Below are 25,756 nucleotides of genomic sequence, written 5' to 3' on the forward strand. Positions count from 1 at the left end.
CTCATCCAGACATTAAAAGGAAACGATTATGTTATTTTGTCTCCCTGTGCAGGGTGTGTTTTTTTAGCTTTGGAGAGTATTTCATTAATTCAATCCTATGTGGATTATTTCTTTTATTTTTGGTTGTTATATAGTTGCGATCCCCTGTTTCAATGCATGCCAAAGTAATTTTCACTTTCATACTATTTCCTCCATCCTAGTAGAATTAAAAGGTGGCAGCCTGTCAGCCAGCCTGCTCCAGGCTGAACTCATTTCTTTGTCGGTTAGTAAACAATCATCCAGGCTTGATGCAACCTCTTCTTGTTTCATATCCATGCCAATGAATACAAGCTCTGTCATTCTGTCTCCAAATTCCTTATCCCATCTATTAAGAAGTTCTGGGTCATTTTTTAAAATTTCGTTTCTTTCCACTTCTGGAAGGGCTGCTATCCATTCCCCGGCACCTTGCAGTGTTATGGATGGCCCTGCCTGAGACAGGAGCCCAGCCATGTCATTTCGGGAAGCCAGCCAGAAAAAGCCTTTGGCTCTCACAATATCTGCAGGGAATTCTTCTAGCCATTGCATGAATCTTTCTGGATGGAAAGGCCTTTTCCTTCTATATACAAAGGATGAAATTCCATATTCTTCAGTTTCCGGTGTATGTTCCTCATTAAGCTCCTTAATCCAGCCTGCTCCCTGGCTCGCCGTTTCAAAATCAAAAAGACGAGTATGAAGGATCTCTTCCGGTTCAACCCCTGAATTTACGGCATTAATAATTTTCGCTTCAGGATTTAACTTTTCTAATATAGCCCTAAGCTCATCAGCGCTTTCCGGATCAACCAAATCCATCTTGTTCAGCACTATAACATTTGCGAATTCTATTTGATCAATTAATAAGTCAACAATTTCCCGAACGTCACTTTCATCTGTGCCCTGTTTGCGGTCCAGCAGAGTTTCTCCGGATGCAAAGTCATGCCAAAAACGATTTGCATCTACAACTGTAACCATGGTGTCAAGAGTGCACCACTTTGAAAGGTTAATACCCAAACTTTCATCCATATAAGTAAAAGTCTGGGCAATCGGAATAGGTTCTGAGATGCCTGAGGATTCAATCAGGATATAATCGATATCCCCTTCTTTAACCAGCCTTTCCACTTCTATCATTAAGTCTTCTCTCAGGGTACAGCAGATACAGCCGTTTTGAAGCTCAACCAGCTTTTCATCGGTTCTGGTAAAACCGCCTTTTTTTACCATGGATGCGTCTATGTTGACTTCACTCATATCGTTTACAATCACTGCAATTTTCTTATTGCTGCGATTATGTAGTATGTGGTTGAGCAGAGTGGTCTTTCCTGAACCTAAATAGCCGCTCAGTACAGTGACGGGTAACTTCTTTATCATGGATTCTCTCCTTTTCGGTATAAATAGTAATTATTACGATTTATTTTTGATTACTCCCCCTCACCCTGATTAGATATAGTGTTTACTCGAGAATATTGGTGGATTTTTATTAAATCGTAATTGTTACGATTTAAATCATATTAAAATTTTCTTTCGATTGCAAGGATAGACTTTATATTTTTTTATCCTCCAATTCTCCTATCCTTTCAAAATGCTCATAATCCCATTTACAATATCATAAAATTAATATAGAGTATAAAACGAAATCATTACGATTTTTAAACACAGGAGGATACTATGAATCGAGTTGTTCGCAGCCATATCATTGATATAACGGGCATAATTTTGATAGCCATTCTGGTATATTTAATATCTTTCAGCTCTGGCTTAGGTTTATCTTTTGATATTCCCCCTTCTCTGTTAAATTTGAATGTTATCTTTATCAGCATCTTAATAGAAGCGTTGCCTTTTGTCCTGATAGGTGTGCTGATTGCAGGGTTTATCCAAATTTTCATTACAGAAGACCATATAAAAAGGTGGATACCGAAAAATAGAACGGCTGCTGTTGTCATGAGCTGCGTGGCGGGCGCCCTTTTTCCAGCGTGTGAATGCGGAATTGTCCCCATTATCCGCCGTCTTATGTCCAAGGGTGTTCCAGTATATGCAGCGATTGGTTTTATGCTGACTGGGCCCTTGATTAATCCCATCGTCATTGCTTCTACATACATGGCTTTTGGAAACGATTTTGAAATGGCGGGCTTAAGAATGGGACTTGGATTCCTAATTGCTATAATAGTCGCCTTTAGTGTGAGCATCTTCTTTAAGTCCGGGCAATTGAAAAATAATCTTCATTTACCCCACAGCAGCGAATACAATCGTTCTTTCCTGGACCGGATTTGGTCGATGCTGACTCATTCAATCGATGAATTTTTTGACATGGCCAAATATTTAATAATTGGTGCTTTATTAGCTTCCATTGTACAAGTCTATATGCCAGCAAAAACATTTCTGCAAAATGCTGATAATCCGGTTGTATCCTTGCTGATCATGATGGGCTTTGCTTATGTGTTGTCACTATGCTCCGAGGCAGACGCTTTTATTGGTGCGTCATTCAGCAGCATATTTCCTAAGTCTTCCGTACTGGGGTTCCTGATCTTTGGTCCAATGATCGATTTTAAAAATACAATCATGATGCTTAGTGTGTTTCGGATGAAGTTTGTTCTTGGGGTATTAGCGCTGACCGCTTCCGTTGTCTTTTTCACGCTGGTTCTTGTACAGAATTTCATTTAGGAGGATTGCTATGAAAATCCATTTTCAGCAGGCATTGAGGGCGCTGATTCTACTGGCTTTTTGCGGACTGATTTTTCAGCTTCATTATACAGGCGATATAACCAAATATATTAATCCGAAGTATGTCCGCTTAAGTCAATCCGCTTCCATACTGTTTTTATTTTTATTTTTTATTCAGATTACCAGGATATGGAGTTCCAAAAGAGAAAAAGAGGATCACGAACACCATCACGGCGAGGATTGCTGCCACCATGACGATCATAGCTGTTCTCATCACCATGATCATGGTGATACACCGTTTACAGGTAAAAAGCTGCTTTCATACTCTATTATATTATTTCCACTTTTAACAGGATTCTTCTTACCCGCGAGGACGCTTGATGCTTCAATTGCTGAAAAGAAAGGCGGGCTGGCCATACTTGGGAATCAAAAACAAGAGGTGAATACATCGGCAGGCTCTGAAGAATCAGACTTTGACCTTGAAGACTATTCTTTTGAAGAAGAGCTGGAAGAAGTTGAGGAGCTGGAACATGACCTGTCTGTAAATGAAGAAGTAGAGGAAATATCCAATGAAGAGTTTGAGCAATTAAAAAAGGACCTTTATTCGGCTTCTGCTATTAAGATGGATGATAAAGTTTTTAGCTTGTATTATGAGGAAATCAGTAAGGATATTGATAAATTCATTGGCAGGGAAATTGAATTTCAGGGATTTATATATAAAGAAGAAGGACTTGCTTCCAATCAGCTTGTCATTTCGAGGTTTTTGATTACGCATTGTGTGGCAGATGCAAGTATGATTGGCTTTCTTTCAGAAATGGAGGAAGCTCCGGAACTCTATGATAATATGTGGGTTAAAGTTAGCGGAGTCATAGATAAGGCATCCTATAATGGGACGGAGCTTCCTCTGATTAAAATTAAGGAATGGAAAGAAATTGAGGAGCCGTTTATTCCATATCTGTATCCCTTAACCATTAAAATCTTATAATACAAATCAAAAGGGACTCAGCTGAGTCCCTTTTATAATTTAAATCTCGATACAACCTCCTGCAGTTCTTCCGCAAGCTTTGCAAGTGATCCTGCTGATGTTGATACTTCTTCCATTGTCGCGAGCTGTTCTTCTGTTGCGGCAGAAGTTTCCTGTGAAGCTGCTGCATTTTTTTCTGAAATGTCCTGCACATTTGTCATGACTTCAATGATCTGGCTGGTTAAGGCAGTCAGTTCCTCCACTGAGGATGAAACTTCCTCGACTTTATATGTTACATTACCCATTGAATCGGCGATTTCGGCAAAAGCAGCACTTGCTTCCATCGTGTCTTCAAGGCCTTCTTTTACCTGGTCATTCCCTTTCTCCATTGCCTGAACGGCCTGCTTTGTTTCTTCCTGAACAAGTCCGATCATTTGCTGAATCTGAACAGCAGATTGTTTGGAACCCTCTGCCAGTTTGCGGACTTCATCTGCGACAACCGAAAAGCCCCTGCCATGCTCACCAGCCCTTGCAGCTTCAATGGCAGCATTGAGTGCAAGCAAATTGGTCTGCTCGGCGATAGTGGTGATCAGTTCCACAATATTGCTTATTTCTCTTGATCGGGATTCGAGCGTATAAATATACTGTGTGGCATCGCCTACCGAAATATTTATTTCATTCATCTGCCTTACAACATTTTCGACTGATTTAGTGCCTTTTTTAGTTAAGAAATCAGTTTTTTCTGCTGCTTCAAGCATCAGCTCGCTGCTTGACGAAATCTGCTGCATTCCGGAAGCAATCTCTTCCATTGAAGAAGATACCTCTCTAAAACGGTAAAGCTGCTGTTCAGTGCCAAGGGCATTTTTTTGTGAAATGGCAGCAACCTGTTCAGAAGCCAATGAACTTTCCTCTGCACTCGCAGCCAGTTCCTCACTGCTTGATGCAACTTGTTCTGAAGTGCTTCTTACCTGGCTGACCACAGATCTCAAGTCTTTTACCATCTTATTTAAAGATAAAATAAACGCTCCTATTTCATCCCTGTTTTTCACTTTAATGGAGCTCTGGCTTAAATCTCCTCCAGCCACCTTGTCTATCGTGGCTGCAGCCTGATTTATCGGCCTTGAAATCATTCTGCTTATAAAATAAGCGATCGCCATCGCAGCCAGAATGGCTGCAATCGTAATGATTAAAGTAATGACCTGAGCGGATTTTACGCTGGATACTGTTTCATTTATCCCGGCATCTAATTGGGATTCGTAAAATTTTACAAGTTCATCCGCTTTTTTGTTAAAATCCTGGCTGACCTGTTTATCAGAGGTTTCAACTAATGACATGTATGCATTATTATCTTCCAGCTTAAACTTAATTTCCTTATCAATAATGCTCTGGTAGCGATCATGGAGCACTTTCAGCTCTTTCGCCAGCGCCTTTTCTTCTTTATTGGCGGTTAATTTATTCAGTTCATTAATATGATGTTCCATTCTCTTGCGGGAACTTTCATAGTCACTGAGATATGTAGAGTCGCCTGTCAGGAGGTAGCCTCGGATTCCCCCTGCTTCATTCATAAGCTCTGCCTTCAGGGTTTTTACAAGCATCACTTCAGAGACACTTTCATCTAGTAAGCTTTGATAATTTCGGTTAACGTTACCGAGTTCATAATTCGATAAACCGGCTACAAGACCAAATAATAAAAGGACAGATAAAAACCCGAGGAACAGTTTTTTTGCCACAGATAATTTCATGACTTTCCTCTTTTCCAGATAAAATAGGATATTCTACTTATAATTTAACATGAACACACCTGGTAAGTCAGGTCCTTTTTACCTATCAGCTCATGTATTTACAGAAAATTCTCTTCCTTTCTCATTATTTGCATATAACAAAGAAAATGCCGCTAATCCGGCTGGCAGATTAGCGGCGACTATGCAGACCAAAGATCCTTAGGGAGGAGATCTTCTATATTATTGTATTAAGAGGGACTAAAAAGGTGTGGACAAACCCCCTCCGCTTTTTGCTTATTTTTTCAGCAATTTATTCTGTCAATGCAAGAGTGGTTTAAAAACAAGACAGGCACCTTACCGGAAACCTGGTATAGGTGCATGCTGCCATCATACTGCTTTCTTCAGTAATCCTTCATATTTTTTTGCTGTTCTGATTTCAATCGTTAAAACACCATTTCCAAAGTTTGCTTTTACAAGAAGAGGGATGCCCGTAGTATTTTCAAATCTGAAGTCTTTTCCTCCATAGGACACGGTTGCATCCCTGCCCTTAGGGACATAGCCCACCGTCACGGAATGGTGGTGTTTTTCGACATAGCTGACCCCGACTTTATCGACGGCATTGAAAAGTGTGGAGGATGTTTGGCAAATACCGCCGCCAATGCCCATCACGAGCTTGCCATTAATGGCTTCTTCAGCAGGCTGATATCCATGAGCTTCATCACTGGGACCCACAGTTGTATTAAAAGAAAAATGATCTCCGACACCTAGAATAATATTATTGATGGCTTCTGCAGAGAGTTCAATATTTTTTGTTCTGCCTGCCACACCACTGTTAAAACGGGTTGTATATGACGCAACGACCACTTCACCCAGATAGGGTACATCTGCAGGGTCATATCCACTTTCAGATACATAGAGCGGCAGTTCGACATCGCCTCCGCTTACAGACGAATCAATAATCCTCTGCACCAATTCACTTTCTTCAAGGATAATTTCAGGCTGCCCCTTAATAATTTTCCCATCCGGACCTAATTTATCAAGGGTCATTCTTTGATCATACCCTTGCTTTGCATCCGTGCCCCGTGCTATTTCTTTAGCCCATTGGGCAAGTTCTGCCTTATATTTTTCATCTTCACCTCCAAAGCCCATCTCAGCAGGGCTGAAGGTTTTAAGTACTGCTTTTGTATTGGGATCGATCACATTGACCACAACCGGTTTTACTTCTTCCTTCTTTTCTTCCTCTTTGGCCTGCTCCTCTGCTTTTGCCTCCTCTTTGGACTTTTCTTCATCTTCTTTAGCCTTTTCCGCTGTCTTTTTCTCCAGCTCATTATCGCCGGCAACTTTACCTGAACACCCGGCTAATCCTATGAAACAGACAATCAACAAAAGTGATATTCCCCATTTTCGCTTACTCATTTTTCCCCCAGCTTTTTAAATATTAGCTTCCTCTCTCTATTTAGGAAACTGTTTCCATTTTCTAATTGTATTCACCGGCGATATGAGGTATTCCTGCATTGCTGCAAGTTAAGTTGTACCTTTTTTACTATTTAAAAACGCCTGCGGGTTGCAGACGTTTTACAAGCTATTATACTCCTCCGCAGCCGGACGGATTTTCCCGTTCTTTTTCATGAGAATTAACTTCACTTTCTGAAACAGATTCTAAACCATAGCCTGTTGAACTGATTTCAAGCACTTCTTCAGCCGTTTCAACTTTTGATTTTTCATTTTCATCTTTGTCCCATTTCATGCTAAAACCTCCCTATTTCTTACTTAACCTTTTATCCCATGAAGCCATTCACTATAACATTCTTTGCAGAGGATTTCTTCCCGTTCATTTTCTGCCATATCAAACGAAATCAAATGCATTTGTTTGTCCGTGATCTCTTTCGTACAATAAAAACACGTTTCTCTCATGAATAATCCTCCCTATTTGAAAGTGTTTTTATTTTGGGATCAGTGGTGCTTATTTATTCATGAAAAGTACCAGGCACCTATACCATGTTGTTAAAGCGGTATAGGTGCCTGGCGCCATTTTATGAGAAGTTAGCTGCTGCCGGATCTTCGGTTTTGGCAGATCCTTTTGGCTTATCTTCAAAGATTGGGCTTGATGCAGGCTTTGTGATAAGGGAGATACCAACTAATGATATGGTCGAGATGATCATAGCAATCGCCCCTGTATCAAGTGCTGGAACATAAATTCCTTTTACTTTCAGAATGTATAGACCAAGGCTGGAGATGAACCCTAAAGCAGATGAACAAATAGCAGCTGTCTTCGTTGCACGCCTCCACAATAGGCCGATGCTTAATACAGGCAGCAATGATGCTGAGAAGATACCCCATGATGCATTGCCCAGCCAGCCAACGAGATCAGGGGGATTTAGGGAAAGCAGGAATGTGACAGCTATAATCGCAAGAGTGAACCATCTGGATAGCGCCAATTCCTTTTTCTCAGACAATTTTTCACCTTTCTTAATGATCTGCTGGTAGATGTCCCTTACAATCGATGAACTCGCGACTAGAAGAAATGCTTCGCTAGTCGACATGATCGCTGCCATGACAGCAGCAAATATGATTCCTGCAACAACAGGCGGGAAAAAGTTTTCGATAAACATCGGCGCCACCATATCAGGAGTTGCCGGTGCTGCCATTTCTCCGCGATTTACCATTACTCGTGTATAAAGGCCAACAAACCACAATAAAGCTGTTATCGCGTAAGTTGAAGCCGCAATAATACAAGCCCACTTTAGCATGGAAATTTTTCTGATCATATAGAATTTGGTTACAACATGCGGCTGACCCTGATGACCGATTACGTAAATAAAGAAATAGGATATGAAAGCAAAAATTCCGATTGGGCCTGTAGTATGGAAGGCCTGAACCATATCAGGATTAATAGCTGTCAGCTCAGCATTCATTTGGGACATGCCGCCAACCATTTTCATTCCGCCTATAAAAACAATTAAAGCGCCCGCAATCATGACAATCATTTGAATAAAGTCTGTCCAGACGGCACTGATCATTCCTCCGCCGACAACATATACCGTTAAAATGGCCACTCCTATAAATAAAGCAAGCTTATAATCAACCCCTAATACGGTTTCAAGCATATTGCCCAATGCTTTATATTGAGCCATCTGATAGCCAATTGCTCCGCCAAGGATGGCAAGTGCAGTAATGCCCCGCACAGTTTTGCTGTTATAGCGGATTTCCAATAAGTCCGGAATGGTCAGTGCGCCAAATTTTTGTGTAATTCTCCTCATCGGCTTTGCCAATATCAAGAAGCTTACAAAGATTCCGGCAGTGGCAAAAATACCGATCATAAAAATGGCATAGCCATGCTCATATACCAGCCCGGTCAGTCCAATAAAACCGTAACCTGACATGGTTGTGGAAGAAACAGCCAAAGCGACCAGCCACGGGCCAAATCTCCGCCCCCCGGTATAGAAGGTGTCCATGTCTTTTTGGTGTCTCATGGATAATAACCCGATAACGAGTATGACAAGAAGATAAATAATTCCGATGGCCAATATCATAAAGCATCCTCCTCTTCCCCTGAATTTTTAAATGCCAATACTCCCCATATACCTGCGGCTGCCAATGACAGCGGCCAAAAACCAAATAACATAAAAGTCATTAATGGCGATAATCCAAACATACCAATACCTCCTATTCTTTTAGCTACTGATCAGTAAATTTAGGATCCCTTTTTTGAATAAAAGCACCGACACCTTCTTTTACATCTTCAGTTTGAAATACCTGTCCAAAATATTCAGCCTCGGTGATTAGTGCAATCTCAAGTTTTTGCTCATAACCTTTATCGATCGATCGTTTGGCAAAAGTAAGTGCTGGCAAAGAATGTGCACTGATTGACTCAGCAAGATCCAGAGCCATTTCAAGCGACTTTCCTTTTGGGGCAATACGGTTAATTAACCCTATCCTCCAGGCCTCCTGTGCAGATATCGGCTCACCAATGAAGATCAGCTCTTTGGCTTTTGATTTACCAACAAGACGTGAAAGCCGCTGAGTTCCTCCCGCACCTGGAAATAAGCCAAGCTTTATTTCAGGCAGCCCAATTTTTATGTGCTCCTCTCCTATCCGGATGTCACAGCTTAAAGCCAATTCACAACCGCCGCCCAAAGCAAACCCATTGATGGCAGCAATCGTTGGCTGAGGCAGCCTTTCAAGTTTATTTAAGGGTTCCTGCAGCCAAAGAGACTTTTCTTTTGCGAATTCAATTCCTTTTCCCATCCAATCCGGAAAGCCTTTTATGTCGCCTCCGGCGACAAAAGCCCTTTCTCCAGCCCCTGTTATGATTACAGCCTTAATATTGGAATCGCTTTCAATCTTATCTGCTGTATGTGACAATAACTCAATTACTTCGGCACTCAGAACATTTAATGGCGGATTAGCAATCTTAATAATGGCAATATTACTTTGAACTGACCAGGAAACAGCTTTTGTCTTTTCCAAATCTGTCCCTCCTTCATGAGCTATATTGTTCTCTGAGCATGAACTTTTGAACTTTACCGGATGGTGTGCGGGGCAGTTTCTCTGTAAAGATGACTTTCCTCGGTTTTTTGTAACTCGCAAGATACTTTTTGCAGTGGTTGATAACCTCTTCTTCTGTAAGAATACAGCCATCCTTCCTGACTATGACTGCACAAACAGCTTCAATATATTTCGGATCAGGGACACCGATAATGGATACTTCTTTCACTCCCTCAAGACGGTACAGGACATCTTCAATTTCAGCAGCGTACACATTTTCTCCACCGCTTCGGATCATATCTTTTTTCCTTCCAGCAATGGATAAATATCCATCCTCATCCAGCCCTCCTAAATCACCTGTTCTGCACCATCCACCTGTAAATGTCTCTTTGGTGGCTTCCGGCTTTCGCCAATAGCCAGCTGACACTGCAGGGCTTTTGATCACAATTTCTCCAATTTCCCCTGGAGGAAGAGGCCTTCTATTTTGATCAATAATCTGGATTTCAGTCAATGGCAATGGCCTACCTACCGTCTCGCCTTTTTTACAGGCATCTTCTGGATCCAGACAGGCCGCAATCGGCGTACCTTCTGTAAGTCCATAAACCTGAACCACCCCGATATGAGGAAAATTCACTTTTAATTTTTCAATAGCCCAAGGCATTAAAGGGTCTCCGCCTGTATAAATAGTTTTTAAATGTGTAAATCTAAAATCGGATAATGAAGACAGGTTAAGCATTTCATAAATCATAAACGGAAAGAGAAAACAGTCGGTGACTGATTCCTTTTCAATCACTGCCAGGATCCTGTTTATTTCAAAACCTTTGCTGCCGGTTATCACTACGGTACCGCCCATCATTAAAATAGGAAGCGCGATATCTTCCATCGCTCCCACATGATAGAGCGGTCCTGTTGTCATTCCAATTTCCTTGCCATTAAAATTCCATTTAAGCGCCTGCATGACAGAAAACCAATAAGTCGTTTCGTGTGTCCAGATGGCTCCTTTCGGTCTCCCGGTAGTCCCGGACGTATACATTAGCATTAAGGGATCGCTTAATCCTATGGAATCTGTATTGATTTCATCCTCGGCGCCCCCATCCAGTAAATCCCAGCCTTGAGCCCATGCAGGCTTTGATTCATCCTTATCCGCTAGACAAAGATATCTTTCCACTCCTACATGTTTACGGATGTCTTCAAGCTGAGGAGTTAGCTTTGAATGAAAACATAGTATTTTTGTACCAGAATCATTTAAGGCATACTCAAATTCATTGCTGGTCAGCCGGAAGTTTAGACGGACAGCAATAGCCCCGATTTTCGCAGCTGCAAAATACAGCGCGAAATATTCAAGACAGTTATAAAGCAGTATACCTACACGCTCGCCTTTTTTGACGCCAAGTTCCTTAAGCTTATTTGCATAGGAGTTTGAAGTCCGATGAAGACAGTCGTATGTCCATTTCCTGCCTGTTTCTTCTTTTATTGCTACTTTCATAGGGTTTTCACTATTGAAATCAAGTGCCATCTTCCGTGTAAAATGTCCAAGATCCAAAAAAATCTTCCTCCTTCACTAATGTAAGCGTATACATTTTATATAAAGGCTTTCCTGCTAAAAATCTATTGCAAGTTTTGTGCCAGTTTGAAAATACTTTAGATAATAGTTTTACAGCCAGATAAGCAGATTATTTTTCCGACTTTTCAGAAAGTAAATTACATATTCTTGTATTTAGCTATGTAATGCTACTAGGAAGAAAACAAAAATCCGGGATTTCGGATTGAATTCCGAGTTCCCGGATTTTTGGCATTATGAGGTAATATTATATTTTTTTATTTTATCGTAAATAGTAGAATTGCCTATTCCCAATGATTCGGCAGCTTTATTTTTGTCCTGGCTGTATTTTTTTAAGGCTGTTTCGATAGCATTCTTTTCAGTTTCCTCCAAAAGAAGTTTTAAATTTTTGATTACTGATTTCTCTTTCCCGCCTTTTAAATAATCAGGAAGTTCTTCCAGTCCAATTGTTTCGCTATCCGTTAAATGGACACTGGCTTCCAGAACATTCTCTAATTCACGGATATTCCCCGGCCAGTCATATTGTTTAATCAGTGCAGCTGCTTTTGGACTTGTTCCTGTCACCCTCTTGCCTATCCGCTTTGACGCTTTCCTTAAAAAGTGTTCAGTCAGGAGGGGCAAATCAGATCTTCTCGATCTTAAAGGCGGTATAAATAACTGAACTGCATTAATCCTGTAAAACAAGTCTTCCCGGAATAAATGATCATTGATCATTTTTTCAAGTGGACGATTTGTTGCGGCAATAACACGCACATTCACTTTTTTAGGCTGCAGGGCTCCTATAGGCTCAAATTCCCTTTCCTGCAGAACTCGTAAAAGTTTCACCTGCATATGTAAAGGCATGTCCCCTACTTCATCAAGGAAAATGGTTCCCCCATCAGCCAAATGGAATTTTCCTATCTTACCGCCTTTTCTTGCGCCTGTGAATGCACCATCCTCATAGCCGAACAGCTCAGATTCCAATAAATGCTCAGGTATGGAACCGCAATTTACTTTTACAAAAGGTTTGTCGCTTCTTTCACTCAGCTGGTGAATGCTTTGTGCCAGGATCTCCTTTCCTGTACCGCTCTCCCCCCTCAATAGTATGGAGATATCCCCTCTTGAAATGCGCATGACCCTTTCCTTTAGATCTATAATCTCCTCTGTTTCCCCTATCAAATCATGAAGAGAATATCTTAATCCATTTGATTCATTCCACTCGCTTCGATAATAATTAAGCTCGGATAATACCCCTTTTATATGACTGTTCAATTTCTTCCATTCATCCAAATCACGAAAAATTATCGTCCCGACTGCTCCGATAATTTGATTATTTTCGATAATCGGAATTCGATTTGCGATAACAAAATCGCCCTGCAGAAATTGCAGATCAGCAAAATCTTGCTTTCCTGTTTGTGCAACCAGGTGCATTTTGGTATTTTCAATCACCTCTGTGGCATGCCTGCCAATTACCTCGTCTCTCTGGACATCTAGAAAATCACAATAATTATTGCTCATATATTGTATGATTCCTTCAGTGTCCACGATCACAATCCCATAATATGTACATTCAAAAATTAAATCCAGCAAATGATTATTTATGAAAAGTGCTGTATTTTTCATAATAAATCTCCTTTTTATGTACTCATTAGACACATTTTAGCATAAAAGGGCCAACTAAAAGCTGAAAATTCTAATAATTAAAACAGGGTCGATTTTAATTTATTAATCCCTACTTGACTAATCGGATAAATATGAATTAAAATAAAACTAACAAAAGGGAGGGTTCATTACATGCCATTAAACAGAGAAACGTTAATCAGCAAATTATTATCTCTATCTAAATTCCAGCATAATCATAGCTTGTTCAATTTAAGTGACCGAAAGCTGGAAGCTCTGTATCTGGATCATATTCTTTTTTCACCTCACCCTCACAGCGGACATCAATCAATCAAATTAGTTGGAAAAAATAGATAATAAGAAAGCCTGCTAATGCTCAGAATGCATAGCAGGCTTTTTCATAAAACCATAAAAAAGAGGGAATCCTAAGATTCCCCCTCTTCTAACTAATTTTTTGCTAATTTAGACACCATATTCTCCTGCTTTGGCTCTTCAACCGGGTCTTCCATTGGTATTGCACGTTTAATGAAGAAGGCCAGAACCAGTGCAGCTGCTGCGATGAAGGTTGCTACGAAGAAAGCATCGTTGATTCCCTCAAGCATGGCTTTCATTAAAACTTGCTGCTGCATTTCCGCCACAGCGGCTTCAGTCATTTGGCCGCCATTAGCCATAGCCCCGCCTTTCATCGCTTCTTTCGCGATTTCAGCAGCATGCGTTTCCGTCCTTGTTGACATAACTGTTACCAATAAGGCTGTACCAATGGCTCCTGCCACCTGGTTCAGCGTGTTGTTCATTGCTGTTCCATGAGGATAAAGTCTTCTTGGCAGCTGGTTCAAGCCATTCGTAGAAACTGGCATCATGACCATGGACATCCCAAACATCCTGATTGAGTTCAGAATTATCAGCTGTGTATAAGTTGTTTCCAGAGTCAGCCTGCTGAATGCATAAGTAGTTCCCACTGTAATGGCTAACCCAATGATCGCCAGTATCCGGCCGCCGATTTTATCGAACAGCTTTCCTGTTAATGGCGACATCACGGCCATAACAATGGCACCTGGAAGCATCATCAATCCTGCATCCAGCGGTGAAATTCCCCTTAGTGTCTGAACATAAATCGGAATCAGAATCATCCCGGAGAACAGCGCCATATTTACGGTCATGCTGATGGCTGATGACAAGGCAAACATCGGGTACTTATATACCCCAAAGTTGAGCATTGGACGATCAGATTTCGATTGTTTTAGGATAAACCATACTAAGCTGATGACACCTACAGCAATTGTCAAATATACATGAGGGCTATCCCAGCCTTTGTTCCCTGCAGAACTGAATCCATAAAGTATTCCGCCAAACCCTACACTTGATAGAATTAGGGAAAACAGGTCCAGACGAATATTCACTTTTTCCTTTTTGTCCTTTAGCATGACGGCACCAAGCACTAGTATGACACCGGCAATTGGTGAAAGGAAGTGGAATAGCATTCTCCAATCATAATGTTCAATAATCCATCCGGAAAGAGTAGGCCCAATAGCAGGGGCAAACATTAAGATCAGGCCAAATACACCCATGGCTGCTCCGCGTTTTTCCACCGGAAAGCTGATCAGCATAACATTCATTAACAAAGGCATCATGATTGCCGATCCCGATGCCTGCAGCATTCTGCCTGCCAGCAATACCGGGAATGCATGAGCAACACCCGCTACAAGCGTACCAATTGTAAATAGCCCCATTGCCACAATAAATAACCTGCGGACTGTATATTTTTCAATTAAAAAGGCAGTAGCCGGGATCAAAATACCATTTACCAGCATAAAGCCGGTAGTCAGCCACTGCACTGTTGCCGCTTCAATTTCTAAATCTGCCATAATAGATGGCAAGGCAATATTTAACAATGTATTATTCAAAAAGGCAATAAATGCCCCAATCATTAAAACAGCCAGAATCCCATAGGGCGGTCGATCTGTTTTATTATTTATTGCTTGTTCCATTTGCATTTTTCCTCCTGTACTATCAGTTCATTCTTTTATACTTGCGTTACACACAAACCATATAATATACCATGAGTACAATTTTTGCAACAAAAAAATCCTTGTTAAATAGAGGGTTTGTGAAAAGTCTTAGAATGATGTACTATTAAATTATACACACAGTTCAAATAAAATGACAGGTGATAATAAATGAATGACAGGAAACTGCATGTAATAGAAAAAGCACATCAATTATTCCTGGATAAAGGGTTTCAAGCTACCTCCATTCAGGATATTTTAGAATACAGCGGGATCTCTAAAGGAACCTTCTATAATTATTTTTCCTCAAAAAATGAGCTGCTTATGTCCATTTTTAAAACATTGCATAAAAAAATGGAGGATGAACGCAATAAGCTCCTTATTGGCCAGGATCCAAGCAGCTTAGAAGTATTCACACAGCAGATAGAATTACAAATGAATATGAATCGGACGAATAAATTGGTTGCCCTTTTTGAAGAAGTGCTTGTTTCAAATGATCCTGAACTCAAGCAGTTCATTAAAGAAGGCCAGCTTAGAATGGTGGATTGGATTTTCAACCGGTTTATTGAAATTTTTGGTGAAGACAAGAAACCCTATTTGCTGGACTGCGCTGTGATGTTCCTTGGAATCCTCCATCATAACGTAAAATACTATACAAAATTCTTTGAGTTCTCTTCAAGCATTAATCCTGTGGTCCGTTATAGTGTAGAAAGAATCAGGAAGGTCGTTGAAGAGGTCAGTTCTGCCGATGAATACCTGCTGAAGCCTGAACTGATTGAAAACAGATTTAAGCAGACAGATCATAGAAATGTGCATATTCTTTGCAAATCCATTTTGACTTTAAAAAAGTCCATACAGCAGGAATCTCAGAACGATTGCATGGATCTTCTGGACTTTATTCAGGAAGAAATGGTTCATTCGAAAAAGCCAAGAAAATTTCTCATTGATAGCGCACTGAATACGTTGCGCAGCTGCATTTCCTTTTTGGATGCTAAAGAATTTGAGAATCTTGAAATGCTTGTTTCTGCCTGTTTTAAACAGCCGGAAGAAGAACCCGTGTAATTAAAAATGCCTTCCTCCTTCTTCAGGAAGGCTTTTTTTAGCTATTCCCCGTCTATTCATTCATAATCCTTCCAAAAACGGTAACACTACACATAATGCCGAAACAAACTGGTGATTTGTGTATGAAAAAAGAGTTAAAAAAGAAGAAGAATATATCCGAGTATGAATTTGTCGAGCTGGAAAAGTCCTTTTCACGATCTCACGATTTCCAAAAGGTAAATTATAGCAATAGGCAAACAGGTCTTTGTTTTTCTTTTATTTATTTCAAAACACTGACTGACCAAAAAATGATCACCAAGAGTTTGCTTCCTCAGCTTCTTCAGGGTGAGTTCAACAAGATCGATGATTTGAAAAAGCTTTTGCCATCGGCAAGCATACAAATTTGTGAGGAACTTTCAAAAGCAGAACATTTGCTTTTAAATGGCTATGTGATGGTTACAGTAGAAGCAGAAAAGCAAAAAGCGGCTTTTATGGCTGCTAAATGTTCATATGTAAGGGAGCTGACGCATCCGGAAGTCGAGCAAACGGTTATTGGACCGAAGGAAGCTTTTGTCGAGTCTTTAGACAATAATTTAAATTTAATCCGCAAACGGCTGCCCGTCTCTGAACTGATCATTGAGGAATATATAATCGGAAGCATATCCAGAACAGTGGTGGCCGTTCTCTATATTGAGGGAATCACGAATGCAGATTATGTCAGCATGGTTAAAGAAAGAATTGAAAATATCGATTTTGATGAAATCACTGACAGTTCTTATATTGGACAGCTCATTTCTGATAATAAGAACTCTCCTTTCCCTCAGCTGCTGGATACAGAAAGACCGGACAGGGCAGCCGCTGTCCTTGCAGAAGGAAAAATCGTGATCGCCATAGATGGGTCACCGCATGTGCTGATTACCCCTACAACGTTTTCTGAATTCTTCAGTTCCTTTGAAGATTATTTTTTAAATTGGACTATCGCTTCTTTTGCAAGAATATTGCGGGCCTTTTCTGTTATATTTTCCATACAGATCACGTCCATTTATGTTGCAACGCTTACTTATCATATGGAGCTTATCCCCACGGATTTGTTAGGTACACTGGTGACTTCAAGACAGCATATTCCCCTGCCGCCTTTCTATGAAGCTTTAATGCTTGAACTGGTAATTGAGCTTTTAAGAGAAGCTGGAGCCAGACTGCCCACGAAAGTCGGGCAGACAATCGGTATCGTAGGAGGGATTGTCATTGGAACTGCATCTGTACAGGCAGGACTGACAAGTAATGTCTTGTTAATTATTATCGCATTGGCAGCTCTTGCCTCTTTTACAACACCTGTTTACAAGATGAATAATACGATTCGATTTCTAAGATTTCCGTTTTTAATTTTCGCCAATTTATGGGGTTTTGTAGGTGTGTTGTTCTGTTCCTGCATCTTGCTGACGCATATGATCAGGCTTACCTCTCTCGGAAGACCGTTTTTGGAGCCGTTTTACCCGCCAAGATACCGGGACTTGAAAGATTCATTTCTCAGATTTCCGTTTCAGCCTTTAAGGCCGGTGTATTTAAGAACTCAGAATCCGCATCGGTTTCAGCCCCCTCAGAAATCAAAAGTTAAGAGAGATATTGATGAATAACAGCCTGGCTAAAAGCGCCAGGCTGTTATTCAGTTTTCTTTGATTTGTCTTCCCAAGGTTCAAAGGAAAATGGAATCCCGATCATTTTTGCCGTCATCTCATCATAGGACACAAGATCTTTCTTGGACAGTTCTTTTAAAGTCTTTTTCCCCATGGCTCGCAAAGCCATTTTGATTTCCTCCGTGCTCGCGGTTAAAAACTTTTCTGCAGATTTTGTCCCATCTTCGATTTTAAAAGTATCCTTGAATTTACCTTCGTTCCACACAGATTGTGTTGGCGGTTCAAAAGGCAGCGAATTCAAAGTCTGCTTATGGGAAACAGTAAACAGCATAACAGATCCAAGGTAGACAGCATCAGCGCCAAGAGCGAGGACTTTTAAAAAGTGTCCTGGTGTGAAGAGGCCGCCTGATACAATTAAGCTGATTTCCCCCTTCTTTTTTCGTTTTTCAAGGTGATTGGATGCACGGATGAGAGCATGTAAAGTTGGAATCCCAAAATCATCTGACAATAAAGGCGGCGCACCGACAGATGCTCCCTGGCCCCCATCAACTGCTATAAAATCAACGCCCATTTCGATTAAATGGTCAATGTCTTCTTCTATTTTTCCTCCTGCCCCTATTTTTGCACCAATTGGAACACCTCCGGTCATACTGCGGAGTTCATCCACCAGTTCCTTTAAATCCTTCAATGTCTGTTTATCAAAAAAGTGTTCCATTATATGCGCAGTTTCATTTTCCTTTAAGCCCATTACTTCCCTTGCACGGCCGGTTAAATTTTCAGGAGATATGTTTCCTCCCATCCCCATTACAGCTCCCTGCCCCAGCTTAATTTCAATCATGTCGGCACGTTTGATGGTTTTTTCTTCCTTCCCCCATTCGGTTTTCGAGAACTGAAGGATATACTTTCCTGCACTTTCAAGCTCTTCGGGAAGGATTCCTCCTTCACCGGAATTGACAGCCGTACCTGTATTCTTGGCAGCTGTTGCCAGCGCAATTTTCACTTGCTCACTCAATGCTATTCCATAGGCCATTCCACTAATCATCAGGGGTATTTTGATTTTCATTGGTTTTTTCGCTTTTGGCCCGATTGTCACCTTCACATCAACATCTTCATCCCCGTCAATCGGAAAGGGCGAAGTCTGTGCAGGAATAAAGGTAATCTCATCGAAATGAGGCCATTTTTTCGAAGAGCCAAATGGGCGGTGCAGGACATCACCCGTTTCGGCTCGCAGGTTATTTTCAAGTGCATTTTGAATGCCCATATGCTTGAAACCAGGGATCAGCTCAATGAGATTTTCCTGGTAGCTGTCTGTCATAATTATTTTCCCTGCCTGCTTAACGAGCCGCTTCATGATCCAGCGCCAGCCGATCAACATTAAAATTAAAAAGATAAATAATATAAAAATCATAGCCAGAGTTGCAATCAATAATATATTTGTCATACGTTTTCTCCAAAAGATCTTTTAGCCTCCATTATTTCCATTGGAAGGGAATTTAACCTATGACTTCTCGGTTTTTGGAATAATCATTAAGCGGGAAGTAAATTCTATGAAAAATTAGTAAAATGAGGTGAAGTGATGGACAACCGCGATACTATTCAGCCGGATAATATGGATGAACAGAATCAAGTTAAAGGAAGTCTTCTTGAATCTATGATGGAGCCTATGGACCAGCTTTCCAAGATTCCTCCTGAGAAGACAGACCGGAGAACCAGTGATGAAGAGATGAATTAACCAATGCAGAAAGCCAGCATGATTGATGCCGGCTTTCATTTTTGATAAGGAGTATCCTGATAGAAGTAATTAGGCGTTTTTACTTCATTAATATACTGTTTATGAAAAATGTGTGTAGCTGCAGGGGATACGGGCGGGATCAGCCAGGTCCAGTCACCGGTCAGATCCCTTCCCTGGCCCTTTTCGTTTTCTTCAAATTTCTTGAACTGCTGTGCAGCAGTATGATGGTCTACTATGCTGACACCTTCTTTTTTAAATGAATGCAATACAGCTGCATTCAATTCCACCAGTGCCCGATCCTTCCAAAGCGAAGAATGCGACCTGGTATCCAGCCCCAATAATGAGGCAATCTGCGGGAGCACGTCATAACGAAAATCGTCTGCCAGGTTTCGCGCACCAATTTCAGTACCCATATACCAGCCATTAAAAGGGGCTGCTTTGTAGGAAATGCCCCCAATTTCCAGCTTCATATCCGATATCATCGGGACTGCGTACCATTTCAAGCCGAGGTCACTGAACCAATTATATTCTGGATGCACAATCGCGACTTCGAGAATCAGCTCTTCAGGTATTTCCCTTAATCGGGGCTGCTGATTGTACATTTGAACAACTAATGGCAGCACATCAAATTTGCCGTACTTCGGCTCCCAGCCCAATTTCACGCATTGTTTAGTAAAAGGGATGGAGTGGGGATCGCCAATAATCCCATCCGCAGTCTCATAGCCAGCATACCGGATTAGCTGATGGTTCCAAATTCTGATTTTCTGTTCGGAAGTGTCAGGAGAGAAGATGGTGATGGCCGGACGAAGCCTGCCATTGTTAGTGGCAAATTGTATATGTTCAAACAGAGCAGAAAATACTTCATCCGCTTCTTTCGCCTCCCGCTTATCCAAAACTTTTAGATGATCCCAGAACAGTCTCCCTATACAGCGATTGCTATTTCGCCAGGCAGCTTTGGCACCAAATTCCAATTCTTCATAAGTATGTTCATAAACTCCGTGCTCTGCAATTGAATATTCGATTTCCCTTAGTCTGTTGCTTAGTTCAGCAGGACTTCTATTCTGTTCACTATAAAACATTTTTATAAATTCTGCTGCTTTTTCAAATAAGTCCTTTTTCAAAGATAAATCCTCCCAGAATAGACTATTGGTTAATGATAGCATAGGGAAGGTTGGGGAGAAAGAAATGATGTTCTGGGGTTTGCCGGATCGTCTAAGGATGTTGCTTTAGAGTGGACTTGGCAAAATTATCTTTCTGATTAACATCCGTTATTAAAGAGGGGTTTCTTTTTCGTCGTTATTCATTTCGATTAGCTCTCATTTTTTGAGTAGAGGTTTCTTTTTCGCCATCCTTAGAGTAAAGGGTTCCGTTTAGAACTGCTTTTTAAAAAATCTGCACCGAAATGACAGCCCTTTTGACAAGGTTTATGTCGGATAAAAAAGCAAAACTCGCCCTTTCATAAAACTGCCCCGTAAGAACAACAAAAAACGCAGCAGCAGTCATCTTCTTCATTAACCAACAATTAAGATTATCTTATTAATGGATAACCATTGCTTAAACTGGTATACCCCACTATCATAATCAATTTCTTTATTGCGTATTGAAAAAATTCTCGTTCCGTATGAGTTTAGTGTTAATTCGTTTTCTGGGGTATTATTTTTAATCCCATACGCTTTAAAGTCAAAGAATATATCCCATATATCCTCTGATTTTCTTTTAAATGCTATCGACTCATAATCACAATCATCCTGGTAATAACCTAAATGCAGATGATATTTATCATCATACAAATTATCCATTAAGCACCTCTTTTTTTATCATTTAAATTTCGAAGATAAAAATCAACAATTCTTCTTCATATTCCTCAATAAAAAAAGTTTGTTCAATATGGTATTCAACAAAAATAGCGGTTAATGCTTCCGAACTCAACGACTCGCTACTTTCTTAACAAACTCATAATCTACATAAAACCGAATAAGCAGCAGAATAAGTAAATTAAATTATCACACCCAGAATATACAGAAACCGGCTATATTGCTTTCTATTTGCACTATTTATAGGAATGAGAGGAAAGACCCCGACCAATAAGGTTTGCAGAAACAGGGTTTATTCCAATATCCCTTGCCCAAATTGATAATTGTCCTATATGGTGAATTTCATGAGCAATAGTATGACGCATAATCTCACCCCAGGTATCCGTCACTATTCTTCCATCTGGTAAGGTATCGTAAAATAAACGATTTTCCATACTGGCATCCCAATTTTTCACAAAGTTTTCTACTTCTAAATGAAATTCAGCGTCCAATTTTCGAACCTTATTCAAACTTTTATAACCATCGAAACTCTCTTGAAAGTCGGTTTTTCCTTGTAAGAGCCGTATCCAGCTCCATTCGACATCAACTATATGGAAAAGTGTATACAAAATACTTCCCATTCCACCCGTTCGGTTTTGCTGGAGTTCTTCTTCACTTAACTCTTCACACCAGCGATACCAGTCTTCTCTTACCATCCAGTTATATTTAAAAAAAATTTGCAAAAAAGCCCCTCCTTATTTAGGAAATAATTGACCTTGAAAAAAACAGTATAAAAGCAAAACGAAACATTGTTAATTATTACTATTTCACAATTATTATTAGAATTCCTTGTTCCACAAACCTGCCCTATAGTTTTTATAAAAAAAGCTGACCGGAATGGAAGCCTGTATTTAGCACCGATTTCTGGAAATAAAATTCTTTAGTACAAGGCATTAAATCTCTTTTACCATTTTAGTACTTCAGTTTCATAGTTTAAATGCCTATAGAAATTTACCGCACGATCATTCTTGGCAAAGACATCAGGAAGAGTTGATGATATCCTTTTTGCTGAGCCCAACTACTGCCTTCTCCATTAGGCTCTTACCGATACCCTTCCCTTCACCTTTAGATGAAACTGCAATGGCTACAAGGTTCCTTGTTCTATACCGCTTAAAAAATCTTTATGTGGTTTTACTTCTATGAAACCTAATAAATCCCCTGTCTCTTCCTCTGCCACAAAGAATCTCTGTATAAAGTGAAGGATCGTTAAGAGATTCTTCAGCTATTTTTAATTGTGCCTCTTCCATTTTTTGAGGATCACGCCAGGCCATAAGGTCGAATTTCGCAAACCGTGTTGAAAGACTTACAAGAAAAGCTTTATCTGTCTCTTTATATGGTCTAATATTCATTCTATTCCCCTTTAAATTGAATTTTTTCTATCCATCAAGAATAAATAATTCTCCTCTCTTTAAAATAATCCCTTTTTTCACTAACCTGCCTTTTTAGTTAAATAATAAACAGCCACCAAATTTGGCAGCTGATCTTTAACATACACACAATTAATTGATAAACGTCCTTTTTCTTAGTGCAAAGTTTGGTTACTTGATGAAACATCAATAAGACCATCTGATATACTTAAATCCCTTTTCTTTGGGTAAGATAAAAATGAAGAGTAAAGATAAGGCAAGCTTTCCAGTTTACTCGCTTAAGCCCTGCTCCTTACTCGCATCCTCATTCAATTATGAACCTATACTACAGATCAATTCACAGGGTAGCCGCAAATCTGCGGGTGTTTTTGTATTTTAAATTAGATATTTTCACAAGCACTGGGCATAATAATATCTGGAGTAAGGGCTTTGTATATTCTCCTTGTATATTGAATAAGTTTCAGCCCTTTCTCTTAGCACATGAGGTGATATCATGCTTCATTGGATAGATCAACATATTTTAAACACTCCCTGGTTTTTACTAGCTATTTCAACAATAATTTTTTTTACTTGGGCTATAGCTACTACCCTGGTATATATAGCGGGAAGAAAAGATTAATGAAACAAGATGCTTATTAATACAACTTCTTCGAACTTTGCAGGAACATTATAATTTTTAAATGTCTGGGAACAAAAAAGTAATACAACCTCTTTAGCGAAAGGCATGATTTTTGTGTTTAAGGATACCCGAATGCTAATTAAATGGCTAACGATATTTAATATAGCGAATATTATTATTGCTGCAGTAGTAGGACAATTGCAAACTGAATATCTTATACGTCGAATAAATAAAAATACAAATCGTAATAAGAATTAGCTAACCATGGTCACTTTTATTGTTTTACAATCATTAATACTCTTTTCTCTGTGTAACGCCTTAACTAGGAATTCCCTTACTCCTTTGTTTCAAAAGCACTATCTCCTTTAAAGTAAATACAATGTATACGGCTCCTCTGATAAGCTTGCTCCAACCTGGTCCCTCTATAAGGGAATTTTTCAATGTTTATAATTAGGCTCATAAGCAATCAACTATAAATTTAGTCAAGCTTATAGATTTATTAACTCCTTCATGATAATCGTTTTTTTCAGCACATCCTTTTTTCCCTTTAATGGGCTTTTTCTTTTGTTGAGGAAATTTCCCCTTTAACTAAAATCCTACAATATGCTAATTTAGAATTGTCCCTTAACCATGCATTCTAGGAGGTATAACCATTAGTATAGGAGCCAAAGTTGTTTATAAAACTGACACATATACCGTATTATGGATATATGAAAGTGGTTTCTGTGAAATCAAGAAAGATTACCAAACAAAATTAGTTCCTCAATCAGAAGTTACACTTTTAGAAAATTAGTTCTTTACTATTGCAGCGGTTAAGGGACATCACTTAATAATTGAAACCTATAACCATAAGGCAAAACCCTATTGAACCCCCTTTGTTTAATACCGTTTTCTCAAATCTGTCCTTTAGTTGAACAAAAAAAGCCGCCAGAAATGACAGCTGAATCTTTTCCCTTGTTTTGAATAGTTTATAAGCTGCCAGAATCCTTATAAGTGGACTTAAACACTTCCTCGAGCCAATAATGGTAACCATAAATAACAATTGATAGTGTGATGAAAATACAAAGACGACCCCAAGGAGTTATGTTAATCAATTGATAAATTTTTAATTTTTCCTGAAGGATAAAATGGACAGGGAAAATTGCAAACATAAAATCCAGTACAATATTAGTCACTAAGTAAATCCAAAACTTACCATATGTGAAGTAAAAAATCCATATAGTTACAATTAAAAAAGCACCTAGTATACCTGAAGCAAAGGAAGGTTTTAACCATGGTAAAATTGATTCTTTAATTATCCAGTGTTTTTGATTGTGAGCTATCAAGTTATAGAGAACCATTAGAAATGCAGCTAATATTGCAACAGGCATAAAACGCTTAATATCTTCTCTCTTTAAAAAGAATAATGTGAACCATGGAGCAATTAAAATTGTCCAAAGTACAACTTTACTTAACAAAATAAACCCACCTTCTTTTATTTTGTAGTTTCTCCTGGTAAAAGTTATTTATACCATAATTTATCAGCTGTATCATAAAAGATAATGCCCTTAGTCAAATAAGAAAAAGGCTGTATTTTTTAGCAGCCAGTTCTTTAAGGGAAGCACCCGGTAGTTTAAGTGAAACACTTCACAAAGTACTATAAAAAAGTGAGTTGCCAAGCAACTCCTTAGGTAAATACCAAATCCCTCTTATGATTTACAGTTTTGACGTTAATATTTTTCTTGAAGTAGAGTTGGTAAGATTTATAAAATTTGTATCAGGCAGTCTCACTCCAGAACACGTTTCGTTTACAGAAAAATTATCGGAAGTGAAACGAGCTTATGCATCCAAGCTGTTGATGATAGCTAATACTTGATGATCTGTCCACTTTCCATTAATCTTTAAATTTTCTTTAGCTATACCTTCTTTTTTAAACCCCGCTTTTTCTAATACACGAATAGATGCTATATTATCAGGCATAGCTCCTGCTTCAATTCTATGTAGTTTTAATTCTTTGAAAGCAAAATCTACAACAAGTTGAAGAGCTTCTGTTGTATATCCCTTTCCATTATACTCCTTATCTAAAGTAAATCCCGTATAACAGCTTTGTTGGTCTCCCATAGTAATTTGAGTTAATGAAATGTCTCCGATAAGTTTATCAGTTGCTTTTAAAAAGATTCCTAAAGCATATAATTGCCCTTCGCCTGTCTTTTTTAAAGCCTGTTCAATGCGTAATTTTTGATGTTCTTCCGTATAAAAGGCTTCCGGGAGTAATGGGCTAACTCGTTGAAAAAATTCGCGATTTCTAGTATGTAAGTTAGCTAACTCGCAGGCGTCAGAAGTTTTGTAAAGTCTAAGGTAAATTTGTTGTCCTACTAGCTCCATAAAACCCCTCCAATATCATTTTACAGCCATTTTATTCTAAATAGTCAAAAGTATGATATTAACACCTAGGTATTTACCATATTTCAGCATTTATTGTTATAATATAAATCCTTATTGACTAACCAGCCTCTTTAGTT

Annotated in this window: 25 protein-coding genes; 6 read left to right on the forward strand and 19 right to left on the reverse strand. The window is 39.4% G+C overall.

From position 1 onward, the window contains the following. Window positions 1–31: 31 nt before the first annotated feature. Window positions 32–181 carry a 50S ribosomal protein L33 gene (rpmG, locus tag MKY20_RS19000; protein ID WP_341002437.1) on the reverse strand — a complete coding sequence of 50 codons (150 nt, stop codon included), beginning with the start codon at window positions 179–181 and terminating at the stop codon, window positions 32–34. After that, window positions 178–1,380: a GTP-binding protein gene (locus MKY20_RS19005; protein WP_009334830.1), complete on the reverse strand. Its 1,203-nt coding sequence runs from the start codon at window positions 1,378–1,380 to the stop codon at window positions 178–180. The genes rpmG and MKY20_RS19005 overlap by 4 nt, the downstream gene beginning before the upstream one ends. A 297-nt stretch (window positions 1,381–1,677) precedes the next feature. On the opposite strand from MKY20_RS19005, the gene MKY20_RS19010 reads away from it, so the two are divergent. Together MKY20_RS19010 and MKY20_RS19015 are read left to right on the forward strand one after the other, a co-directional pair. After that, on the forward strand, window positions 1,678–2,670 hold the full coding sequence (locus MKY20_RS19010; protein WP_009334831.1) for a permease: 993 nt from the start codon (window positions 1,678–1,680) through the stop codon (window positions 2,668–2,670). Window positions 2,671–2,680: 10 nt separating this feature from the next. Beyond that, window positions 2,681–3,655: a TIGR03943 family putative permease subunit gene (locus tag MKY20_RS19015; protein WP_009334832.1), complete on the forward strand. Its 975-nt coding sequence runs from the start codon at window positions 2,681–2,683 to the stop codon at window positions 3,653–3,655. A gap of 32 nt (window positions 3,656–3,687) precedes the next feature. On the opposite strand, the gene MKY20_RS19020 is transcribed toward MKY20_RS19015, so the two are convergent. The 9 genes from MKY20_RS19020 to MKY20_RS19060 all read right to left on the reverse strand — a co-directional run bounded on the left by MKY20_RS19020 (window position 3,688) and on the right by MKY20_RS19060 (window position 13,006). After that, entirely contained in the window at window positions 3,688–5,376 is a 1,689-nt protein-coding gene (locus MKY20_RS19020; protein WP_009334833.1) for a methyl-accepting chemotaxis protein, read from the reverse strand. A gap of 366 nt (window positions 5,377–5,742) precedes the next feature. Next, window positions 5,743–6,771, reverse strand: a complete 1,029-nt coding sequence (locus tag MKY20_RS19025) for a VanW family protein (RefSeq protein ID WP_019382457.1) — start codon at window positions 6,769–6,771, stop codon at window positions 5,743–5,745. Between the two features lie 169 nt (window positions 6,772–6,940). Beyond that, window positions 6,941–7,102, reverse strand: coding sequence for a hypothetical protein (locus MKY20_RS19030; RefSeq protein WP_019382458.1), 162 nt, complete (start codon window positions 7,100–7,102; stop codon window positions 6,941–6,943). A gap of 23 nt (window positions 7,103–7,125) precedes the next feature. After that, window positions 7,126–7,269 carry a hypothetical protein gene (locus MKY20_RS19035; protein ID WP_019382459.1) on the reverse strand — a complete coding sequence of 48 codons (144 nt, stop codon included), beginning with the start codon at window positions 7,267–7,269 and terminating at the stop codon, window positions 7,126–7,128. Window positions 7,270–7,388: 119 nt separating this feature from the next. Further along, a complete protein-coding gene (locus tag MKY20_RS19040) occupies window positions 7,389–8,888 on the reverse strand; it encodes a sodium/proline symporter (RefSeq protein WP_019382460.1) in 1,500 nt (499 codons plus the stop codon). Beyond that, the gene (locus MKY20_RS19045) at window positions 8,885–9,010 is read right to left on the reverse strand and encodes a hypothetical protein (protein ID WP_019382461.1); all 126 of its coding nucleotides are present in this window, start codon (window positions 9,008–9,010) and stop codon (window positions 8,885–8,887) included. The genes MKY20_RS19040 and MKY20_RS19045 overlap by 4 nt, the downstream gene beginning before the upstream one ends. A gap of 23 nt (window positions 9,011–9,033) precedes the next feature. After that, window positions 9,034–9,825 carry an enoyl-CoA hydratase gene (locus MKY20_RS19050; RefSeq protein ID WP_019382462.1) on the reverse strand — a complete coding sequence of 264 codons (792 nt, stop codon included), beginning with the start codon at window positions 9,823–9,825 and terminating at the stop codon, window positions 9,034–9,036. A 13-nt stretch (window positions 9,826–9,838) separates the two neighbouring features. After that, window positions 9,839–11,386, reverse strand: coding sequence for an AMP-binding protein (locus MKY20_RS19055; RefSeq protein ID WP_019382463.1), 1,548 nt, complete (start codon window positions 11,384–11,386; stop codon window positions 9,839–9,841). A 252-nt stretch (window positions 11,387–11,638) separates the two neighbouring features. Continuing rightward, a complete protein-coding gene (locus MKY20_RS19060; RefSeq protein WP_019382464.1) occupies window positions 11,639–13,006 on the reverse strand; it encodes a sigma-54 interaction domain-containing protein in 1,368 nt (455 codons plus the stop codon). Window positions 13,007–13,177: 171 nt separating this feature from the next. Here MKY20_RS19060 and MKY20_RS19065 point away from each other — a divergent pair, with 171 nt between their 5' ends. After that, entirely contained in the window at window positions 13,178–13,360 is a 183-nt protein-coding gene (locus MKY20_RS19065) for a hypothetical protein (protein ID WP_009334884.1), read from the forward strand. 89 nt (window positions 13,361–13,449) lie between these two features. On the opposite strand, the gene MKY20_RS19070 is transcribed toward MKY20_RS19065, so the two are convergent. Continuing rightward, entirely contained in the window at window positions 13,450–14,991 is a 1,542-nt protein-coding gene (locus MKY20_RS19070; RefSeq protein ID WP_019382465.1) for a DHA2 family efflux MFS transporter permease subunit, read from the reverse strand. A gap of 189 nt (window positions 14,992–15,180) precedes the next feature. Between MKY20_RS19070 and MKY20_RS19075 the strand changes: the two genes are divergently transcribed. Continuing rightward, window positions 15,181–16,071, forward strand: a complete 891-nt coding sequence (locus MKY20_RS19075; protein WP_009334886.1) for a TetR/AcrR family transcriptional regulator — start codon at window positions 15,181–15,183, stop codon at window positions 16,069–16,071. A 122-nt stretch (window positions 16,072–16,193) separates the two neighbouring features. Beyond that, window positions 16,194–17,684, forward strand: coding sequence for a spore germination protein (locus tag MKY20_RS19080; protein WP_019382466.1), 1,491 nt, complete (start codon window positions 16,194–16,196; stop codon window positions 17,682–17,684). 25 nt (window positions 17,685–17,709) lie between these two features. Here MKY20_RS19080 and MKY20_RS19085 read toward each other — a convergent pair whose 3' ends face one another. Beyond that, window positions 17,710–19,125 (reverse strand): FMN-binding glutamate synthase family protein, encoded by a 1,416-nt coding sequence (locus MKY20_RS19085; protein WP_009334888.1) that lies wholly within the window; start codon window positions 19,123–19,125, stop codon window positions 17,710–17,712. A gap of 135 nt (window positions 19,126–19,260) precedes the next feature. Between MKY20_RS19085 and MKY20_RS19090 the strand changes: the two genes are divergently transcribed. Continuing rightward, complete coding sequence (locus tag MKY20_RS19090) at window positions 19,261–19,416, forward strand: hypothetical protein (RefSeq protein ID WP_009334889.1); 156 nt, start codon at window positions 19,261–19,263, stop codon at window positions 19,414–19,416. A gap of 35 nt (window positions 19,417–19,451) precedes the next feature. On the opposite strand, the gene MKY20_RS19095 is transcribed toward MKY20_RS19090, so the two are convergent. From MKY20_RS19095 to MKY20_RS19120, 6 genes are all read right to left on the reverse strand, one after another. Continuing rightward, window positions 19,452–20,537: a nitric oxide synthase oxygenase gene (locus tag MKY20_RS19095; RefSeq protein WP_009334890.1), complete on the reverse strand. Its 1,086-nt coding sequence runs from the start codon at window positions 20,535–20,537 to the stop codon at window positions 19,452–19,454. A 390-nt stretch (window positions 20,538–20,927) separates the two neighbouring features. Beyond that, window positions 20,928–21,215, reverse strand: a complete 288-nt coding sequence (locus MKY20_RS19100) for a DUF3986 family protein (protein WP_009334891.1) — start codon at window positions 21,213–21,215, stop codon at window positions 20,928–20,930. Window positions 21,216–21,466: 251 nt separating this feature from the next. Beyond that, window positions 21,467–21,952, reverse strand: coding sequence for a DinB family protein (locus MKY20_RS19105; protein ID WP_009334892.1), 486 nt, complete (start codon window positions 21,950–21,952; stop codon window positions 21,467–21,469). Window positions 21,953–22,390: 438 nt separating this feature from the next. After that, window positions 22,391–22,618: a hypothetical protein gene (locus MKY20_RS19110; protein ID WP_009334893.1), complete on the reverse strand. Its 228-nt coding sequence runs from the start codon at window positions 22,616–22,618 to the stop codon at window positions 22,391–22,393. A 1,605-nt stretch (window positions 22,619–24,223) separates the two neighbouring features. Beyond that, on the reverse strand, window positions 24,224–24,712 hold the full coding sequence (locus MKY20_RS19115) for a hypothetical protein (protein WP_019383533.1): 489 nt from the start codon (window positions 24,710–24,712) through the stop codon (window positions 24,224–24,226). Window positions 24,713–25,073: 361 nt separating this feature from the next. After that, on the reverse strand, window positions 25,074–25,619 hold the full coding sequence (locus tag MKY20_RS19120; RefSeq protein WP_251264617.1) for a GNAT family N-acetyltransferase: 546 nt from the start codon (window positions 25,617–25,619) through the stop codon (window positions 25,074–25,076). Window positions 25,620–25,756 lie beyond the last annotated feature (137 nt).

This window comes from Cytobacillus sp. FSL W8-0315, assembly GCF_038002905.1.
In the GTDB taxonomy this organism is placed as follows: Bacteria; Bacillota; Bacilli; order Bacillales; family Cytobacillaceae; genus Cytobacillus; species Cytobacillus pseudoceanisediminis.

Bases quoted from the DNA above. Each gene is read 5' to 3' on its own strand.
- MKY20_RS19085 (WP_009334888.1), bottom strand. From the start codon at position 19,125: ATGACAAATATATTATTGATTGCAACTCTGGCTATGATTTTTATATTA.
- MKY20_RS19075 (WP_009334886.1), top strand. From the start codon at position 15,181: ATGAATGACAGGAAACTGCATGTAATAGAAAAAGCACATCAATTATTC.
- MKY20_RS19030 (WP_019382458.1), bottom strand. From the start codon at position 7,102: ATGAAATGGGACAAAGATGAAAATGAAAAATCAAAAGTTGAAACGGCT.
- MKY20_RS19090 (WP_009334889.1), top strand. From the start codon at position 19,261: ATGGACAACCGCGATACTATTCAGCCGGATAATATGGATGAACAGAAT.
- MKY20_RS19065 (WP_009334884.1), top strand. From the start codon at position 13,178: ATGCCATTAAACAGAGAAACGTTAATCAGCAAATTATTATCTCTATCT.
- MKY20_RS19010 (WP_009334831.1), top strand. From the start codon at position 1,678: ATGAATCGAGTTGTTCGCAGCCATATCATTGATATAACGGGCATAATT.
- MKY20_RS19060 (WP_019382464.1), bottom strand. From the start codon at position 13,006: ATGAAAAATACAGCACTTTTCATAAATAATCATTTGCTGGATTTAATT.
- MKY20_RS19005 (WP_009334830.1), bottom strand. From the start codon at position 1,380: ATGATAAAGAAGTTACCCGTCACTGTACTGAGCGGCTATTTAGGTTCA.
- MKY20_RS19110 (WP_009334893.1), bottom strand. From the start codon at position 22,618: ATGAATATTAGACCATATAAAGAGACAGATAAAGCTTTTCTTGTAAGT.
- MKY20_RS19035 (WP_019382459.1), bottom strand. From the start codon at position 7,269: ATGAGAGAAACGTGTTTTTATTGTACGAAAGAGATCACGGACAAACAA.
- MKY20_RS19100 (WP_009334891.1), bottom strand. From the start codon at position 21,215: ATGGATAATTTGTATGATGATAAATATCATCTGCATTTAGGTTATTAC.
- MKY20_RS19120 (WP_251264617.1), bottom strand. From the start codon at position 25,619: ATGGAGCTAGTAGGACAACAAATTTACCTTAGACTTTACAAAACTTCT.
- MKY20_RS19080 (WP_019382466.1), top strand. From the start codon at position 16,194: ATGAAAAAAGAGTTAAAAAAGAAGAAGAATATATCCGAGTATGAATTT.
- MKY20_RS19025 (WP_019382457.1), bottom strand. From the start codon at position 6,771: ATGAGTAAGCGAAAATGGGGAATATCACTTTTGTTGATTGTCTGTTTC.
- MKY20_RS19070 (WP_019382465.1), bottom strand. From the start codon at position 14,991: ATGGAACAAGCAATAAATAATAAAACAGATCGACCGCCCTATGGGATT.
- rpmG (WP_341002437.1), bottom strand. From the start codon at position 181: ATGAAAGTGAAAATTACTTTGGCATGCATTGAAACAGGGGATCGCAAC.
- MKY20_RS19040 (WP_019382460.1), bottom strand. From the start codon at position 8,888: ATGATATTGGCCATCGGAATTATTTATCTTCTTGTCATACTCGTTATC.
- MKY20_RS19015 (WP_009334832.1), top strand. From the start codon at position 2,681: ATGAAAATCCATTTTCAGCAGGCATTGAGGGCGCTGATTCTACTGGCT.
- MKY20_RS19020 (WP_009334833.1), bottom strand. From the start codon at position 5,376: ATGAAATTATCTGTGGCAAAAAAACTGTTCCTCGGGTTTTTATCTGTC.
- MKY20_RS19045 (WP_019382461.1), bottom strand. From the start codon at position 9,010: ATGTTTGGATTATCGCCATTAATGACTTTTATGTTATTTGGTTTTTGG.